The organism is Luteimonas fraxinea, assembly GCF_021233355.1.
Taxonomy (GTDB): domain Bacteria; phylum Pseudomonadota; class Gammaproteobacteria; order Xanthomonadales; family Xanthomonadaceae; genus Luteimonas; species Luteimonas fraxinea.
Window position 1 is genome coordinate 923,803 of the sequence record NZ_CP089507.1, and the last position, 14,070, is coordinate 937,872.

15 protein-coding genes are annotated in these 14,070 nt (G+C 69.4%); 12 read left to right on the forward strand and 3 right to left on the reverse strand.

Annotated elements, in window-relative coordinates:
- Positions 1-5: 5 nt before the first annotated feature.
- The 4 genes from LU699_RS04100 to LU699_RS04115 all read left to right on the forward strand — a co-directional run bounded on the left by LU699_RS04100 (position 6) and on the right by LU699_RS04115 (position 3,047).
- Positions 6-566 carry a nucleoside deaminase gene (locus LU699_RS04100; RefSeq protein ID WP_232134408.1) on the forward strand — a complete coding sequence of 187 codons (561 nt, stop codon included), beginning with the start codon at positions 6-8 and terminating at the stop codon, positions 564-566.
- Positions 567-639: 73 nt separating this feature from the next.
- Complete coding sequence (gene rlmM, locus LU699_RS04105; RefSeq protein ID WP_232134772.1) at positions 640-1,689, forward strand: 23S rRNA (cytidine(2498)-2'-O)-methyltransferase RlmM; 1,050 nt, start codon at positions 640-642, stop codon at positions 1,687-1,689.
- Positions 1,690-1,711: 22 nt separating this feature from the next.
- Complete coding sequence (locus LU699_RS04110) at positions 1,712-2,053, forward strand: hypothetical protein (protein ID WP_232134407.1); 342 nt, start codon at positions 1,712-1,714, stop codon at positions 2,051-2,053.
- A gap of 58 nt (positions 2,054-2,111) precedes the next feature.
- A complete protein-coding gene (locus LU699_RS04115) occupies positions 2,112-3,047 on the forward strand; it encodes a DUF808 domain-containing protein (RefSeq protein ID WP_232134406.1) in 936 nt (311 codons plus the stop codon).
- 9 nt (positions 3,048-3,056) lie between these two features.
- Here the strand turns inward: LU699_RS04115 and LU699_RS04120 are convergent, their stop codons facing one another.
- From LU699_RS04120 to ubiH, 3 genes are read right to left on the reverse strand one after another with little or no spacing between them, the layout of a single operon-like run.
- Positions 3,057-3,359, reverse strand: coding sequence for a hypothetical protein (locus tag LU699_RS04120; RefSeq protein WP_232134405.1), 303 nt, complete (start codon positions 3,357-3,359; stop codon positions 3,057-3,059).
- The gene (locus LU699_RS04125; protein WP_232134404.1) at positions 3,356-4,534 is read right to left on the reverse strand and encodes an FAD-dependent oxidoreductase; all 1,179 of its coding nucleotides are present in this window, start codon (positions 4,532-4,534) and stop codon (positions 3,356-3,358) included. Before LU699_RS04125 ends, LU699_RS04120 begins: the two co-directional genes overlap by 4 nt.
- A complete protein-coding gene (ubiH, locus tag LU699_RS04130) occupies positions 4,531-5,754 on the reverse strand; it encodes a 2-octaprenyl-6-methoxyphenyl hydroxylase (protein ID WP_232134403.1) in 1,224 nt (407 codons plus the stop codon). Before ubiH ends, LU699_RS04125 begins: the two co-directional genes overlap by 4 nt.
- Positions 5,755-5,843: 89 nt before the next feature.
- Between ubiH and LU699_RS04135 the strand changes: the two genes are divergently transcribed.
- The 8 genes from LU699_RS04135 to rsmA all read left to right on the forward strand — a co-directional run bounded on the left by LU699_RS04135 (position 5,844) and on the right by rsmA (position 14,043).
- Entirely contained in the window at positions 5,844-6,434 is a 591-nt protein-coding gene (locus tag LU699_RS04135) for a hypothetical protein (protein ID WP_232134402.1), read from the forward strand.
- Between the two features lie 10 nt (positions 6,435-6,444).
- Entirely contained in the window at positions 6,445-6,996 is a 552-nt protein-coding gene (locus LU699_RS04140; protein WP_232134401.1) for a cob(I)yrinic acid a,c-diamide adenosyltransferase, read from the forward strand.
- A 45-nt stretch (positions 6,997-7,041) separates the two neighbouring features.
- The gene (locus LU699_RS04145) at positions 7,042-7,953 is read left to right on the forward strand and encodes a histone deacetylase family protein (protein WP_232134771.1); all 912 of its coding nucleotides are present in this window, start codon (positions 7,042-7,044) and stop codon (positions 7,951-7,953) included.
- Between the two features lie 135 nt (positions 7,954-8,088).
- Positions 8,089-10,557 (forward strand): LPS-assembly protein LptD, encoded by a 2,469-nt coding sequence (gene lptD / locus LU699_RS04150; RefSeq protein ID WP_232147983.1) that lies wholly within the window; start codon positions 8,089-8,091, stop codon positions 10,555-10,557.
- The gene (locus LU699_RS04155; protein ID WP_232134399.1) at positions 10,554-11,873 is read left to right on the forward strand and encodes a peptidylprolyl isomerase; all 1,320 of its coding nucleotides are present in this window, start codon (positions 10,554-10,556) and stop codon (positions 11,871-11,873) included. The genes lptD and LU699_RS04155 overlap by 4 nt, the downstream gene beginning before the upstream one ends.
- A 1-nt stretch (position 11,874) precedes the next feature.
- Positions 11,875-12,855 carry a 4-hydroxythreonine-4-phosphate dehydrogenase PdxA gene (gene pdxA / locus LU699_RS04160; protein ID WP_232134398.1) on the forward strand — a complete coding sequence of 327 codons (981 nt, stop codon included), beginning with the start codon at positions 11,875-11,877 and terminating at the stop codon, positions 12,853-12,855.
- Entirely contained in the window at positions 12,852-13,199 is a 348-nt protein-coding gene (locus tag LU699_RS04165) for a tRNA-binding protein (RefSeq protein ID WP_343218360.1), read from the forward strand. Before pdxA ends, LU699_RS04165 begins: the two co-directional genes overlap by 4 nt.
- A gap of 37 nt (positions 13,200-13,236) precedes the next feature.
- Entirely contained in the window at positions 13,237-14,043 is an 807-nt protein-coding gene (rsmA, locus tag LU699_RS04170) for a 16S rRNA (adenine(1518)-N(6)/adenine(1519)-N(6))-dimethyltransferase RsmA (protein ID WP_232134769.1), read from the forward strand.
- The last annotated feature ends 27 nt before the right edge of the window (positions 14,044-14,070 follow it).

Below are 14,070 nucleotides of genomic sequence, written 5' to 3' on the forward strand. Positions count from 1 at the left end.
TTCCAATGCTGTATGCCCAGGTCCACCTGACCCTGCCCGCGTGGGTGCACGAACACGTCGACGTGTCGCGCGCCTACGTCGGCGATGACGCCAAGGTCGCACTCGCGATCGATCTCTCGCGGATGAACATCGAGGCGCAGAGCGGTGGCCCGTTCGGCGCGGCCGTGTTCGGCAGCGACGACCGCATCATTGCCGTCGGCGTGAACCGGGTGATGCCGCATACCTGCTCGGTCGCGCACGCCGAAACGATGGCGTACATGCTCGCCCAGCAGCGCCTGCAGACGCCGCGCCTCAATGAGCGCGGTGGCCCGATCACCCTGGCGACGTCCTCGCAGCCCTGCTGTATGTGCTACGGCGCGACCGTCTGGGCCGGCATCGACCGGCTGCTGATCGGCGCACGCTCGGAAGACGTCGAGGCACTGACGCCGTTCGACGAAGGTCCGTTACCGGAAGACTGGATCGGCGCGCTGAACCAGCGCGGCATCGAAGTCGTGCGCGACCTGCTGCGCGACGACGCGCGCGCGGTGCTGCGCACCTATGGCGAAACCGACGGGGCGAAGTACTGACATGAGCGACATCGACACCGACCACACCGACGCCGTCGCCGAGCCGGCCGACGCCACCTCGCCGCTGCACGCGATCAGCGGCCTGCTCTGCTATTGCCGCCCGGGCTTCGAGCCCGACCTCGCCGCGGAACTGACCGAACGCGCCGCCGGCGTGCATGTCGCGGGCTACGCGCAGACCAATCGCGGCGACGGCTATGTGCTGTTCCATTCCGACAACGGCCCGTCGCTGACCAGCGAGCTGCCGTTCCGCGAACTGATCTTCGCGCGCCAGAAGATGATGCTGCTGGCCGAACTGCGCGACCTCGATCCGACCGACCGCATCACGCCGATCTTCGAAGTGCTGGCGGGCCGCGGTCGCCACGGCGAACTGATGGTCGAGCACCCCGAATCCGACGAGGGCAAGCAGCTCGCCGGCCTCGCGCGCAGCTTCGGCAATGCGCTCCGTCCGGCGCTGCGCAAGCGCGGCTTCCTGAGCCAGAAGGACGAGACGCGCTTCCCGCGTCTGCATGTGTTCTTCGTCTCGGGCACGCACGCCTACATCGCGCAGTCCGTGGTCGGCGACAGCGCGCCGTGGGCGATGGGCATTCCGCGCCTGCGCACGCACGCCGATGCGCCCTCGCGTTCGGCGCTGAAGCTCGAAGAAGCCTTCATGGCGCTGCTGACCGAACGCGAGCGCAACGCCCGCATCAAGCCCGGCATGCGGGCGGTCGATCTGGGCGCTGCGCCCGGTGGCTGGACCTGGGTGCTGACGCGCGAGCACATGCGCGTGGTCGCGGTCGACAACGGCCCGATGCAGGCCGACCTGATGGAGACCGGCCTGGTCGATCACCACCGCGTCGACGGCTTCCGCTACCAGCCCGTCGGCGCGGTCGACTGGATGGTCTGCGACATGGTCGAGCAGCCGCGCAAGGTCGCCGAGCGCATGGCGACCTGGTTCCGCGAAGGCTGGTGCCGCAATGCGGTCTTCAACCTCAAGCTGCCGATGAAGAAACGCTGGCAGGAAACGCTGCTGGCGCTGGACCTGTTCGCCAACAACGCCGGCGAGCACGAGAACCTGGTGATCCGCGCGCGTCAGCTCTATCACGACCGCGAAGAGATCACGGTCTACGCCAGCGTCGACTGAGTCGACAACCGGAGCACGCGTCATGGCTGCAGGCTGGATCACCGTCGTCGCCCCGTACCTGCCGGAAATCGTCCGACTGGCGCGGCCGATCTTCACCCGCACGCCGCCGCCCCTGGTCGACCTGGGGCAGCAGCGCCGCAATGACGTACTCGACGCACAGATCACCGAACTGCAGGACGCCGCGAGCCAGAACGCCGACTCGATCGGCAAGCTCGCCGCCGACATGCAGAAGACCATCGAAGTGCTGCAGCTGGGCGCGGCACGTGTCGAACAGCGCCTGCTGCGCGCGCAGGTGCTCGCGGTGGTCGCCAGCACTGTCGCGATGCTGGCCTTCGGCCTCGCCGCCTGGGCGCTCACGCGCTGACGCAGCCGCCACATCGGCGCTGCATACTGCGCGCGCCCTCCCCTCCGGATTGACCCGCATGGCGTCCAGCCTGCTCACCCTGCTCGACGATATCGCCACCGTGCTCGACGACGTGGCCCTGATGACCAAGGTGGCCGCGCGCAAGTCCGCCGGCGTACTCGGCGACGATCTCGCCCTCAATGCGCAGCAGGTCACCGGCGTGCAGGCCGACCGCGAACTGCCGGTGGTCTGGGCGGTCGCCAAGGGCTCGGCGCGCAACAAGCTGATCCTCGTCCCGGCGGCACTCGCGATCAGCGCATGGCTGCCGTGGCTAGTCACGCCGCTGCTGATGGCCGGCGGCCTGTTCCTCTGCTACGAAGGCTTCGAGAAAGTGCTGCACAAAGTGCTGCACAAAGCCGAGGACGACGCCGCCAAGCCGGGTCGCACCGCGGCGCTCGCCGGCACGGACGTCGATCCGGTGGCGTTCGAGCGCGACAAGATCCGCGGCGCGGTGCGTACCGATCTGATTCTGTCGGCAGAGATCATCGCGATCACCCTCGGCACCGTCGCCGGCGCCGCATTCGCGACCCAGGTCGGCGTGCTGGTCGGCATCTCTGCGCTGATGACGGTCGGCGTCTACGGCCTCGTCGCGGGCATCGTCAAACTCGATGACGCCGGCCTGTACCTGAGCAAGCGCGCGTCCGGCGCGGCGCAGGCGATCGGTCGCGGCATCCTGCGCGTCGCGCCGTGGCTGATGAAGACGCTGGCGATCGTCGGCACCGCGGCGATGTTCCTCGTCGGTGGCGGCATCCTGACCCACGGCGTGCACGACGTGCAGACCTGGATCGACGACGCGGCGACCGGCCTCGGCGCGCTGCCGGAAGTCGGCATGGTGCTCGGCGCGATGCTGCCGACGGTGATCAACGCGGTGGTCGGCATCGTTGCCGGCGGCATCGTGGTGGGCATCATCGCGCTGATCCGCCGCATGCGCGGCAAGCCCGCGCTCGCGCACTGACGGGCGCGTTCAGCAGGGCAGGACGAACGCGCCGAGCCAGATCATCAGGCCGGCGAGCCACACGCCCAGCATCACCACGCAGGCGCCGAGCAGCCACAGCGCGCGCTTGCTCGGTCGGACATCCCGGGTGCGCCGCCACGTGAACACCGGCGCGGCGAATCCGAGACATGCGGCGAGCGCGAGCACGCCGTAACCAAGCGCGACGAACCAGCCCGGTTTGACCGATTCGACCGGGCACTGGGTCATCGCGAACGTCGGTGCAGCGGCGCACGCCAGCAGCGTGGCGACCAGCAATCGGAACGCCGGACTCAAAGTCCCGCCGCCCGCTTCCACAGCAGATTGCGCAGCGGCGGCAAGGCCTGCGCAATGCCGAGCGCATGGCTGCGCAGCAGCACCGGCAACAACGATTCATTGGAATAGGCGCGGTTGATCGATTCGAAGGCGTGCGCGGCGACCGCGCTTTCGCTGCGTCGCGTGCGTGCCCAGCGCGCGAGCCGCTGCGGCGCATCCCAGCGCGCGCCACGACGACGCGCGTCACCGACGCTCTCGGCCAGCCCGATCACATCGCGCAGGCCGAGATTCACGCCCTGCCCGGCCAGCGGATGCACGACGTGCGCGGCATCGCCGATCACCAGCACGCGGCCTTGCAGTTGCGCATCGGCCAGCTGGCGCCGCAGCGGAAACGCGGCGCGCGGCGAGACCGGCGTCAACGTGCCGAGCCGGCCGCCGGACGCGCGCGTCAGTGCATCCGAGAACGCCGCGTCGTCGAGTTCGCGCATGCGCGTCGCTTCATCGGCGGGCAGCGTCCAGACGATGGAACTGCGGCCCTGTTCGACGGGCAGCAACGCCAGCGGACCGGTCGGCAGGAAGCGCTGCCACGCGGTGTCGCGATGCGGTCCGGTGCTGTCGACATAGCCGACCACACCGGCCTGCGCGTAGTCGTGCGCACGGGTGCCGATGCCGGCGAGTGTGCGCAGCGTCGACGCGGCGCCGTCGGCGGCGATCGCCAGACGCGCCTCGATCCGGCTGCCCGCATCGAGGCGCAGGGTCACGCCGTCGGCGTCCTGGTCCAGGGCCTCCACCTGCGCAGGCGCCCGCACATCGACACCGGCCGCGGCCAGCCGCGCCCACAGCCGATCGACCAGCAGGCCGTGCTCGACGATCCAGCCGAGCTCGCGCATGCCGAGCTGGTCGGCGTCGAACACGAGCTCGCTGCCACCGCCCGCATCCCAGACCTGCATGCGCCGGTAGGGATGCGCACGTGCGGTCCGGACATCGTCCCAGGCGCCGACCGAACGCAGCAGGCGGGCGCTGTCGTGCGCGAACGCATAGACCCGCAGATCGGGACTCGCCGCCGACCACGCGGCGGGCGCGCGTGCCTCGACCAGCACCACATCGAGATCCTGCGCGGCCAGCGCCAGCGCGCACGCGGCGCCGACCACGCCACCGCCGACGATCACGACATCGCGTCGCTCGCGGCGGCTCATGCGGCGGCTCCCCGGCACAGCGCCGGCACGTCGCCGCGATAGCCCATCGCACCGCCGGCGAGCATCGCCTGCAATGCGGAATCGCGATCGATCGCCAGCAGGCCGAGACTGCGCAGCGGCCGCAGCAGGCGTGCGGGATTGGACGTCACGCGGGCAAGGCCGTCGGAGAACGCGAGCGTGCGCGTGCGATCGTCCAGGCGACGCGCGGCGTGGCATTCGAGCATCGCCGACGCGCCGGGATCGGCCGCGCCGGCGATGACTTCGGCCAGGGTGAGCGCATCGCGCAGACCCAGGTTGAAACCCTGTGCGCCGATCGGATGCAGGCTCTGCGCCGCATTGCCGACCAGCACGGCGCGCGTGTCGATGCAGCGCGCGGCGACCACGCGCCTCGCCGGATGGCGGCTGCGCGGACCGACCGACAGGAACCGTCCCGCGCGCCAGCCGAACGCCGCCTGCACGCGCGCGAGAAATGCCGCGTCATCGAGTGCGGCGACGGCATCGGCTTCTTCGCTTGAAACACCGTGGACCAGACCGTAGTGCCGGTCGCCACGCGGCAGCAGCGCGGTCGGGCCGGTGTCGGTCAGGCGCTCGAATGCGCGGCCATCCGACGCACGCGCCGCGCGCAGACGCGCGATGAACAATGTCTGCGCGTAGTCGTGGGTCTCGGCGTCGATGCCGAGCGCCTGGCGCACCGCACTGTCGACACCGTCGGCGCCGACCACCAACTGCGCCCGCACGCGGGTTTCGCCGTCTGGCCCGCTCAGCCGGACCACGCGATGGCCGTCTTCAAACCCGTCGAATCCCGCGAAGCGCGCCGGCCGATACCGCACCAGACGCGGCAGCTCCGCCAGACGCGCTTCCAGCGCTTCGCCGAAATCGCGCGCGACGACGACTTGGCCGAATGCGTCGCGTGCGTAATCGGCTGCGGCCAGCTTCACCCGGCCGAAGTCGCCGGCGCGGCTGACGTGGATCTCGCGGATCGGACCGCCCGGCGCGCGCAGCTTCTGCAGCACGCCGAGGGCGGTCAAGGCGTTGACCGTGGCCTCGGCAAAGCTGAGGTTGCGCTCGTCGAAGACCGCCGGCATCGACGCCGGCGGTGTGGCTTCGACCAGCGCGGCATCGACCCCCGCGCGGTCCAGCGCAATCGCAAGACTGGCGCCGACCAGACCACCGCCGACGATGAGGACCGGATGCACCGGCTCTGGATGTGTTTCGACCATGGCCGCGATGATACGCGCCGCCCTCTGCGCCCCGCGCTGCGGCTCCGCTAGAATGCGCGCTCGACCCGACGTTGCACCGGAGCTGTCCGATGACCCTCACCGCCCGCCGCGCCACGATCTTCGCCCTGCTGGCCGCGTTGATGGCCGCGACCCGGCTGCACCATTTCGCCGCGATTCCCGATGCTTCGTGGGCGGTGTTCTTCATCGGCGGCTTCTATCTGGCCAACTGGCAGCGCTGGGCGTTTCCGGCGCTGATGGTGCTGGCGGTCGCGGTGGACTGGTTCGTCATCAGCAGCCAGGGCCTGTCGTTCTGGCAGCACTACTGCGTGTCGCCGGCCTACTGGTGCCTGGTGCCGGCGTATTTCGCGCTGTGGGCCGGTGGCGGCCTGCTGCGTCGTCATCTGTCGGCGTCGGCGCCGGTCGCGATCGGCCAGCTGGTCGTGGCACTGGTGGCCTCGGTGGCGATCTGCCATCTGCTGGCGCAGGGCAGCTTCTACTGGATCAGCGCTTCCGTCGCCGATCCCACGCTCGCCGGCTGGTGGAAGAACTACAGCGACTGGCTGCTGCCCTACATGCGCACCGCCGCCCTGTACGTCGGCGCCGCTGCGATGGCCCACGTGCTGCTGACGCGCGTGCTGCCGAAGCCGGCGACCAGCGTCCGTCCGCTGCACGCCGACTGACGTCGCGCGGATGGGCAACCGTCTTTCGAAGATCTACACCCGCACCGGCGACGACGGCTCGACCGGGCTCGGCGACGGCGCCCGGGTCGGCAAGGATTCCTTGCGCGTGGCCGCCTACGGCACTGTCGACGAGGCCAACTCGACGATCGGCCTGCTGCTGGCGGCCGACGTGCCTGACGACATCCGCACCCTGCTGACGACCGTCCAGCACCAGCTGTTCGATCTCGGCGGCGAGCTGTGCATTCCCGGTCACGCCGCGATCGAGGACGCCGATATCGAGCGTCTCGAGCAGCAGCTCGACCATTACAACGACGATCTGCCGCCGCTGAAGGATTTCATCCTGCCCGGCGGTGGCGAAGCGGCGGCGCGCTGCCACATCGCCCGCACCGTGGTCCGCCGCGCCGAGCGTGAGTCGGTCGCGCTGGCGCGGGTCGAGGACGTCCGCCCGCAGGCGGTGCGTTATCTCAACCGACTGTCGGACTTGCTGTTCGTGCTCGCCCGGGTGCTGGCGCGCGCCAGTGGCCACGGCGAAGTGCTGTGGCACCACGAGCGGCGGCGCTGAGCGATGCACCATCCGGTCGGCTTCGGTGGCAGTGACCAGCGGCGGGTGCCGGTGTTCTCGCATCCGAGTCTGCTGGACCACGACACCGGCCCCGGCCATGCCGAGCGCCCCGAGCGCCTGGCCGCCGTCATCGAGGCACTGCGGACCGCGTTCCCCGATCTCGATCTGCGCCAGGCGCCGCCCGCGACCCGCGGCCAGCTGTTGCGCGTCCACGACGCCGCTCTGCTCGCCACCGTGCTCGATTCGCAACCAAGCGGCCGCATTCCGCTCGACAGCGATACCGTGCTGTCCCCGGGCTCGGCACAGGCCGCGCTGCATGCGGCAGGCGCCGGCGTCGCCGCGGTCGATGCGGTGCAGGGCGGCACGGAGCGCCGCGTGTTCTGCGCGGTGCGCCCGCCCGGCCACCACGCCACCGGCGACATCGCGATGGGCTTCTGCCTGTTCAACAACATCGCCGTGGCGGCTGCGCACGCGCTCGACCGCTACGGCCTGACCCGGATCTCGATCGTCGATTTCGACGTGCACCACGGCAACGGCACCCAAGCGATCTTCGAGGCCGAACCGCGGGTGCAATACGTCAGCTCGCACCAGATGCCGCTGTTTCCCGACACCGGGCGCCGCGACGAGCGGGGGGTCGGCAACATCGTCAACCTGCCGCTGACCGCGGGCACCGGCAGCCGCCGCTTCTGCGAAGCCTGGCGCGAACGCCTGCTGCCCGAGATCGATGCCTTCGCGCCGCAGCTGCTGATGATCTCGGCCGGCTTCGACGCGCACTGGCGCGATCCGCTGGCCCAGCTGCAGCTCGATGCCGAAGATTTCGGCTGGCTGACCGGCGAACTCGTCGCGATTGCCGAGCGGCACTGCGAAGGCCGGATCGTCTCGATGCTCGAGGGCGGCTACGACCTGCAGGCGCTGCGCGAAAGCAGCGTCGCGCACCTGCGCGCCCTGGCCGGCTGACGTGTCTTCAGCCGGTCGCCCAGCCGGCCCGGAATTACTGATATCGCAGGTGAACAGGATGTCTTCGAGCCGCATTGCCGCTGCCCGGTGGATCGGTCATGCTGGCGCCCGTTTTTCCCGCTGAACGGATCGACCGTGCGCACAGCCCTCCGCTTGCTTCCCCTTCCGTTCTGCATCGCGGTTTCGCTGTCCGCCAACGCCGACGACAGGCTCCGTCCGAACTACTGGGCGCTGTGTCCGATCGAGGACGCGGTGCCGGCCTTCACCGACGCCCAGGCGCCGGTCGGCACGGTCGAACAGCGCGAAGCCCAGCCCACCGACATCGACGGCGACGCCTTCGACGGCCTGGCCGGCGTGGACAGCGACTTCACCGGCAATGTCACCGGCAACGTCACCCTGCGCCGCGGCGACCAGTTCCTCGGCACCGATGACCTGCAGTTCTCGCAGGACGACGGCACCTTCGTCGCCGACGGCAATGTGCGCTACCAGGATCGCGGCATGCGCGTCGTAGCCGATCGTGTGGAGGGCGACACGATCGCCGAGTCCTACCGCATGGACAGCGTGCAATACCAGCTGACCGCGCGCCGCGGCAATGGCGGCGCCGACCACATCCGCATGGACGGCACCGTCGGCGCCCTGCTCGGTTCGACCTATTCGACCTGCACACCCAGCGACCGTTGGTGGGAGTTGAAGGCCGGCCAGATCGACATTGACACCGACATGGGCATGGGCACCGCGCGCAACGCGACCCTGCGCGTGGGCAAGGTGCCGGTGCTGTACGTGCCGTGGTTCCGCTTCCCGATCGACGAGCGGCGCCTGACCGGCCTGCTGTTCCCGCGCATTTCACAGTCTGGTCGCAACGGCTTCGACTACACCCAGCCGATCTATCTGAACCTCGCGCCGAACTACGACATGACGCTTGAGCCGCGCTTCATGAGCCGGCGCGGCGTGCAGTTGGGCACCGAATTCCGCTTCGCGACCGATCGCACGCGTGGCGAACTGGACGTGGCCTATCTGCCGTCTGACAAGCTGACCAGTCGCGAGCGCGAGCTCGAAGAAGAGCAGGTGCCGATCGTCGAGAACCGGCGCAAGGCCGACCGCGCATTCCTCGGCTTCGGCGGGTCGCTGGACATCAACCCGACCTGGCAGGGCCGCGCCAATCTGACCTGGATGAGCGACCCGCGGTATCTGGAAGACTCGAGCAACAACGTCGACGGCATTTCGTCGGTCAGCGCGCTGAGCCAGATCGGCGTGTTCGGCCAGGGCTCGTCGGGCGACCGCGGCTACTGGAATGCGAGCGTGCTCGGCGACTACCAGTTGCTGACCGACTACACGCTTCCCGAATCCGTGCTGCCCTACAACCGGCTGCCGCATGCCTCGTTCACTTGGCAGCGCCCGTACGGTGACTGGATCAACGCCGGCGTCGACACCACTGCGACGCGCTTCGCGCACATCGACGATGCCGCGCGTCCGGGTGGCAGCCGTCTCGATCTGAAGCCCTATATCTCGCTGCCGTTCGAAGGCGCGGCGTGGTTCGTGCGACCGACGCTCGCCTGGCGCCACACCAGCTACGCGCTGGACCGCGCACTGACAGACCAGATCGCCGCGCAGCGCGCACGCGCCGAACTCGGTATCCCGGGCGATCAGCCCGTGCCCGCCGATACGCTGGCGCTCTACAGCAACAGCTCGCCGAGCCGTAGCCAGCCGATCGGCTCGATCGACGCTGGCCTGTTCTTCGACCGCAACACCAGTTGGCGCGGCGAGGAGTATCTGCACACGCTCGAGCCGCGGCTGTTCTATCTGAACTCGCCGTACCGCGACCAGTCCGCGCTGCCGCTGTTCGACACCACCCCGCTGACCTTCGGCTGGGGCCAGCTGTTCCGCGACAACCGCTATTCCGGTGCCGACCGCCAAGCCGACGCGAACCAGATCACGATGGCGGTCAGCACGCGCCTGATCCGCGAATCCGACGGCCAGGAAAAACTGTCGGCCAGCCTCGGCCAGATCGTCTATCTCTCCGATTCGCGGGTCACGATTCCCGGCGAAGCGCAGGTCGAACAGGGCCGCTCGGCCTGGGTCACCGACGCGACCTACGCGATCAACGACCGCTGGACGGTTAGCGCCGGTTACCAGTGGGATCCCAAGTTCCGCCGCGAAGACCTGATGTCGCTGCGCACGCGCTACCTGATCGGCGAGGAAGGCATCGCCAACTTCGCCTACCGCCGCCGCGCGGATCTGATCGAGCAGGCCGACCTGTCGTTCCTGTATCCGATCAGCCCGGCGTGGAGCATCGTCGGCCGCTATTACTACTCGTTCACCGACAGCCGTCTGCTCGAAGCAGTGGCCGGTGTGCAGTGGGACAGCTGCTGTCTCGCGGCGCGCGTCGTCGGCCGTCGCTACCTGCGCAATCGCCAGGGCGAGCTGAACAACGCCATCATGTTCGAACTTGAACTGAAGGGTCTGGGCTCGGCCGGACCCAACACGGAAGACCGTTTGCGCCGTGCTATTCTCGGTTATTACCGCGATGACCTCTATCTCGTGCCGCCGTCCGAGCTGCGCAACAGCGACGACGATGAGACCCTGACCCCCGGCCTGAGCCAATGAAGACACTGATCTATTCCCTCGCGGCCGCTGCCGCGCTGTTCGCATCGACTGCGCACGCGCAGGACCTCCAGCCGCTGGACCGCATCGCCGCCGTCGTCGACGAGGACGTGATTCTCGCCAGCGAACTCGAGCGCGCGGTCACCAACATCCGCGGCCAGTACGCGACCCGCCAGGACCAGCTGCCGCCGCAAGAAATCCTCGAGCGCCAGGTGCTGGAGCGGCTGATCACGATGCGCCTGCAGACCGCGAACGCGCAGCGTACCGGCGTGCGCGTCAGCGATCAGGAAGTTGATCAGGCCATCGCCGCGATCGCCCAGCAGAACAACTTCACGATGGATCAGCTGCGCCAGCAGCTGGCGGGCGACGGCATGTCGTTCGACGACTTCCGCGCCTCGCTGCGCGAAGAACTGATGATCCAGCGCATGCGTCAGCGTTTCGCCCAGACCCGTATCTCGGTCAGCGACGCGGAAGTCGATGCGGCGCTGTCGGCCGAAGCGACCGGCGCGCAGTACCGTCTCGCCCACATCCTGGTGGCACTGCCGGAAGGCGCGACGCCGGAGCAGATCCAGACCGGCCAGCAGAAGGTCGACGGCATCAAGTCGCTGCTCGACCGCAACGAGATGGAATTCTCGGCCGCGGCCGTGCGCTACTCCGACAGCCCGAACGCGCTGGAAGGCGGCGATCTGGGCTGGCGTCGTGCCGACGAGATTCCGGCTGCGTTCGCGAGTGCGGTCACCAGCCTGCAGCCCGGCCAGACGATCGGCCCGATCCGTGGCCCGAGCGGCTTCCAGATCCTGCAGCTCGTCGACCGCCGCGAAGCCGCGCAGTCGGCCGATGCCGGCTCGGTCACCGAGTACCAGGCGCGCCACATCCTGATCCGCAGCGAGCCGGGCAACGATGCCGCCGCCAAGGGTCGTGCGGACAGCCTGCGCGCCCGCCTTGTCGGCGGTGCGGACTTCGCCGAAGTCGCGCGCGAGAGCTCGGAAGACAACGCCACGAAGGCCAACGGCGGCGACCTCGGCTGGTTCACCCAGGACGAGTTCGGCCCTGACTTCGGCGGCCAAGTCGCGGCGATCGGCGACGGCGACGTCTCCGAGCCCTTCCGCACCCAGGCCGGCTGGCACATTGTCCAGCGCCAGGCCACGCGCCAGGCAGCCGGCAACGACAACAACCGTCGTGCCCAGGCCCGCGAAGCCATCGGCCAGCGCAAGCTCGAGGACGAGTGGGACCGCTACGTGCGCGAACTGCGCGGCGAAGCCTACGTCAGTGTCCGCGTCGGTCCGAACCGCGATCCCGAGATCGGCAGCGGCGGCTGAGATGCGACCCGTCCGGTTGGCGCTGGTCCCGGGCGAACCGGCCGGCGTCGGGCCGGAACTCTGCGTGCGCGCCGCCTGGCGCGCCTGGGACTGCGACCTCGTCGCCATCGGCGACCGTCCCACCCTGCAACGCGCGGCCGATGCCATCGGCCTCTCGATCGTCTTCACCGATGCCGAAGCCACCGATGTGGCGCCCGGCACGCTGCGCCTGATCGAACTGCCGCACGCCGCGGTCACAGCCTTCGGCACCCCGGATCTGCGCAACGCCCGCAGCGTGCTCGACGGCCTGCTGCATGCCGCAGCCGGCTGCCGCGACGGCCGTTTCGACGGCATGGTCACCGGCCCTGTGCACAAGGCGGCGATCAACGCCGGTGGCGTGCCCTACACCGGCACCACGGAGCTGCTGGCCCACGACGCCGGCTGCGATGTCGTGATGATGTTGGCGAACCCGACGTTGCGCGTCGCACTGGCGACGACGCACCTGCCGCTGCGCGCCGTGCCGGACGCGATCACCGCGCCGCTGCTGGAACGCGTGATCGGCATCCTCGACGCCGCTTTGCGCTCGGACTTCGGCATCGCCGCACCGCGCATCGCCGTTCTGGGCCTCAATCCGCATGCCGGCGAAGCCGGACATCTCGGCCATGAGGAAATCGAGACCATCACGCCGGTGCTCGAACGCCTGCGCGCACGCGGCCTGCTGCTTGAGGGCCCGCTGCCGGCGGATACCGCGTTCCTGCCCGCACGCCTGGCCAACGCCGACGCGGTGCTGGCGATGTATCACGACCAGGGCCTGCCGGTGCTCAAGTACAGCGGCTTCGAATCCGCGGTGAACCTCACCCTCGGCCTGCCCTACCCGCGTGTCGCCGTTGACCACGGCACCGCGCTGGAACTGGCCGGCAGCGGCCGCGCGGACCCGTCGAGCCTGTTCGCGGCGATCGACCAGTGCACCGCGCTCGGCCGCAACCGCAGGCACGCCGCGTGAGCGCGGACGACACGATCGGCTGGGACGAGTTCATGCGCGTCGATCTGCGCGTCGGCCGCGTGGTGTCAGCCGAACCGTTCCCGGAAGCGCGCCGCCCGGCCTACATCCTCCACGTCGATTTCGGCCCGGAGCTCGGCGTGCGCAAGTCCAGCGCGCAGATCACTGCGCACTACACGCCCGAGGCGCTGGTCGGCCGGCTGGTGGTCGGCGTGGTCAATTTTCCGCCCAAGCAGATCGGCCCGTTGATGTCCGAATGCCTGGTCACCGGCTTCCACGATGCCGACGGCCACGTGCGACTGTGCGTGCCCGACGGCGACGTCGCGCCCGGCACGCGCCTGCTGTGACCCACCCCTCCTTCCGTTTCGGCTTGACCACACGATGATGCGTTCCCCTGCCGCGCCCGGCGCGTTCTCCGAACCGCCGAAAAAATCCCTCGGCCAGAACTTCCTGCACGAGCGCGGCGTCGTGGATCGCATCGTGCTGGCGGTGAATCCGCAGCCCGGCGACCGGCTCGTCGAGATCGGCCCCGGCCAGGGTGCGATGACGTTTCCGCTGCTCAAGCGTCACGGCGCGCTGACCGCGATCGAGTTCGACCGCGATCTGCTCGAGCCGCTGACGCTGCAGGCCGCCGCGCATGGCGAACTGGAACTGATCCACGCGAACGTGCTCGACGTCGACTTCACCGCGCTCGCCGGCGATGCGCCGATCCGGCTCGTCGGCAACCTGCCCTACAACCTCTCGTCGCCGATCCTGTTCCACGCGCTTGACCATGCGGCGGTCGTGACCGATATGCATTTCATGCTGCAGAAGGAAGTCGTCGAGCGCATGGCGTCGGGTCCCGGCAGCAAGGTCTATGGCCGCCTCAGCGTGATGCTGCAGGCCTACTGCGAAGTCACGATGCTGTTCGTCGTCGGCCCCGGCGCATTCCGTCCGCCGCCGAAGGTGGATTCGGCCGTCGTGCGCCTGAAGCCGCGTCCGGCCGACACCGTCGGCATCGACGATCCCCGGCGCTTCTCCGACATCGTGCGCGCCGCGTTCGGCCAGCGTCGCAAGACGCTGCGCAATGCGCTGTCGACGCTCATGGACAGCGATGCGATCACCGCTGCCGGCATCGATCCACAACTGCGCGCAGAGCAGCTCGCAGTCGTGGATTTCGTGCGTCTGGCGAATCATCCGGTGACAACGTAGTCGATGCATTCATGGCCTGCGGATACA

What these genes read in the sequence shown, in the direction of transcription:
- LU699_RS04100 (WP_232134408.1), top strand. Translation starts at nt 6, where the DNA reads ATGCTGTATGCCCAGGTCCACCTGACCCTGCCCGCGTGGGTGCACGAA.
- LU699_RS04110 (WP_232134407.1), top strand. Translation starts at nt 1,712, where the DNA reads ATGGCTGCAGGCTGGATCACCGTCGTCGCCCCGTACCTGCCGGAAATC.
- LU699_RS04115 (WP_232134406.1), top strand. Translation starts at nt 2,112, where the DNA reads ATGGCGTCCAGCCTGCTCACCCTGCTCGACGATATCGCCACCGTGCTC.
- LU699_RS04125 (WP_232134404.1), bottom strand. Translation starts at nt 4,534, where the DNA reads ATGAGCCGCCGCGAGCGACGCGATGTCGTGATCGTCGGCGGTGGCGTG.
- ubiH (WP_232134403.1), bottom strand. Translation starts at nt 5,754, where the DNA reads ATGGTCGAAACACATCCAGAGCCGGTGCATCCGGTCCTCATCGTCGGC.
- LU699_RS04135 (WP_232134402.1), top strand. Translation starts at nt 5,844, where the DNA reads ATGACCCTCACCGCCCGCCGCGCCACGATCTTCGCCCTGCTGGCCGCG.
- LU699_RS04140 (WP_232134401.1), top strand. Translation starts at nt 6,445, where the DNA reads ATGGGCAACCGTCTTTCGAAGATCTACACCCGCACCGGCGACGACGGC.
- LU699_RS04155 (WP_232134399.1), top strand. Translation starts at nt 10,554, where the DNA reads ATGAAGACACTGATCTATTCCCTCGCGGCCGCTGCCGCGCTGTTCGCA.
- pdxA (WP_232134398.1), top strand. Translation starts at nt 11,875, where the DNA reads ATGCGACCCGTCCGGTTGGCGCTGGTCCCGGGCGAACCGGCCGGCGTC.
- rsmA (WP_232134769.1), top strand. Translation starts at nt 13,237, where the DNA reads ATGCGTTCCCCTGCCGCGCCCGGCGCGTTCTCCGAACCGCCGAAAAAA.